1 protein-coding gene is annotated in these 2,061 nt (G+C 45.2%); it reads left to right on the top strand.

Going from position 1 to position 2,061, the window contains the following annotated elements; genetic code table 11:
* Window positions 1-2,061, top strand: a 2,061-nt coding sequence (locus GVN20_RS29455; protein WP_206023402.1) for a CotH kinase family protein, incomplete at both ends; no start/stop codon positions are given.

The raw sequence follows: 2,061 nt of genomic DNA on the forward strand, positions 1-2,061 counted from the left end.
GTTGAGCCCGCCCGTTTTTTCCCATGTAGGCGGGTTTTACAGCAGTAGTTTTGGTTTGACAATTAGTCATCCAGACGCTGGGGTGAGTATTTATTACACCACAGATGGGTCGGTACCATCGGCGGGGAGCTTGACTCCACAGAGCTATACTTACCGCAACAACTATCCGGGTAGCAACCAGACGAAGCAGTACCAATCGTATAGTTACACGAGCCCTCTGACAGTGGATGATGCATCGAATTTGCCCAACAAAATCAGCACGATAGCCAGTACACATAGCTCAAGTTTGGATTATTTACCGACCGCTCCGCTTTATAAGGGGAAGGTGATTCGGGCGGTGGCAGTAAAGGCAGGGGCCTTGACGAGTGAAGTAACATCGAGTTCATTTTTCTTTTCCCCGACGGGCGCCAATAAGTTTACGTTGCCCGTGGTGTCGGTGATGTCGCAAGAGGATGGGTTATTTTCCTACAACAACGGGATTTATGTGCCAGGAATTGATTTTGACAATTGGCGAAATGCCAACCCCACGCTCACCCCCGATTTTGGAAGTCCCGCTAATTATCGACGTACAGGCGAGCCTGCCGAACGGGCATCTCATTTTGAAATTATTGAATCCGATACCGTAGTCTATAAGCAAGATGTGGGGATTCGCATTAATGGTGGCTGGTCCCGGGGATTTAAATTTAAATCATTGCGGTTGTACGGCACCGACCAATACAAAACCATTGAGCACCCTTTGTTTCCTCAATTGCCGTATAACGAGTATAAAACATTTATCCTACGGAATGCAGGTAATGATTACAATGGTACATTTTTTAAGGATGCGCTGGTCCATGAAACCGTTGCTCACTTGAAGATTGATATTCAGGCGTATCGACCAGCATTACTTTTTTTGAATGGTGAATATTGGGGTATTCATAATATGCGTCAGCGGCAAGATAAACACTATTACGCGCAAAAATATGGTGTGAATGGAGATAGTCTGGATATCATAGGAGAAGAGATTGAAGAGGGTACTACTACTCATTATAGGTCTATGATTAGTTATATTAATACCAATGGCGTAGTAAGCAATACCCACTATGATTATGTTCAAACCCAAATGGATGTGGAGAGCTTTCGCGACTATCAGATAACCGAGATATTTTATAACAATCAGGATTGGGGAACCAATAATATTAAATATTGGCGTTTGCAAGTCCCTTTTAATCCATCAGCCCCTTTGGGACACGACGGTCGATGGCGCTGGAGCTTATATGATGCCGATGCTACAATAAGTAATTGGACTGATAATAGATTGTCGATTGCTTCTTCATTTACAAACTATTGGGACGCGGGCTTTCTGTTGGGAAAGTTATTACAGAATCAGGCATTTCGGAACGATTTTATCAATCGATTCGCCGATTTAATGAATACAGTATTCACTACTTCTTATCTCACGGGTTTTATTGAAGCAAAACGCAATGGAATAAGCGCCGAGATTCCAACCCATCTTGAACGTTGGAAAACCTTATCAGATAGCGCAGCGTGGCTGTCGAAAATTGCTAATTGTATTACTTTTTTTCAACAGCGCCCAGGCTATCAGCGGACCCATATCCAAAACAAATTCGGTCTTAGTGGTCAGTACAACTTGACGGTCAACGTGTCGAATCCTGACCACGGCTATGTGCGGGTCAATACGATTGATATATTGCCCACAACCCCGGGCGTGAATGCATCGCCTTATCCTTGGACGGGGAGCTATTTTTATAAGTCTGACAACTCGATTCCTGTGGTGCTACGGGCACGTCCGAAACTTGGCTATAAGTTCAAACATTGGGTTTATAATTCAACGATACTGACGGACAGCGTTCAGACCATTACGGCGAGCGCCGCCCGTAGCTATACGGCGGTATTTGAGCCCGCCTTGGTAGCCGCGACATTGGAGTCGTGTGGATATGTTTTTAAGGAGTGGGCCTCTAGCTCTACAGCGGGTACATTTCCGGCAAACATGAAATTTGTGTACATGGCCGACACCGACCCGGGATTGAATTCGGATGTAAAGGGTTTTACCACGGGGGG

It is taken from the genome of Runella sp. CRIBMP, assembly GCF_009905605.1.
Lineage (GTDB): Bacteria > Bacteroidota > Bacteroidia > Cytophagales > Spirosomataceae > Runella.